The organism is Streptomyces sp. SID12488, from assembly GCF_010548275.1.
GTDB lineage: Bacteria > Actinomycetota > Actinomycetes > Streptomycetales > Streptomycetaceae > Streptomyces.
Window position 1 is genome coordinate 1 of the sequence record NZ_JAAGLT010000105.1, and the last position, 655, is coordinate 655.

The window sequence follows — 655 nt, forward strand, 5'->3', positions numbered from 1 at the left end:
CTGCTCGCCACCGAGGACGGGGCGCCGGCCCGGGTGGTGGAACTGGCCGAGGCCGTACGCGACACGGCGGCCCCGCCGACCCCCGGCGCGCCCGCCGCCCTGCCACCGGGAGCGCTGCCCGACCGGCTGCGCGCCGCGGTGCTGCGGCCCTTGCGTGAACTGTCCTCCGACGCCACGGCCCTGCTCGACGTCGCGGCGGTCCTCGGCCGCTTTGTCACCCCCGGTGACCTGGCCCTGGCCCTCGACCGGGGCGCCCTCGACCTCATACCCGCAGTGCAGGAGTGCGTCACGGCGGGCGTGCTGGTCTCCACCGACCGGCAGCTGGTCTTCCGGCACGAGCCGCTGTGGCGGGCCGTGCGCGAGACGGTGCCGCCGCCCGTGCGCACCGCGCTCCGCCTCGAACTCGGCGAACGGCACGCGAACGACGGGGACTTCGCGACCGCGGCCGGACATCTCGCCGCCGCGCTGCGCGGCGGCGAGGGCCGGGCCTTGAAGGGTCTGGAGCGGGCCGGGCGCGAACTGGCCGGGCGGGTGCCCGCCGAGGTGGTGGCCCTGCTGGAACCCGCCGTGGAGCAGCAGCCCGCCGGACCCGGGCGGGGCGGCCTGCTGGTCCCGCTGGTCGGCGCGCTGGTCTCACTGGGGCAGCCCGGCCGGG

At 78.6% G+C, this 655-nt stretch carries 1 pseudogene; it reads left to right on the top strand.

The annotated features are described in order from the left end of the window. Positions 1-655: pseudogene (locus tag G3I56_RS42705) on the top strand (hypothetical protein); the annotation flags it as partial.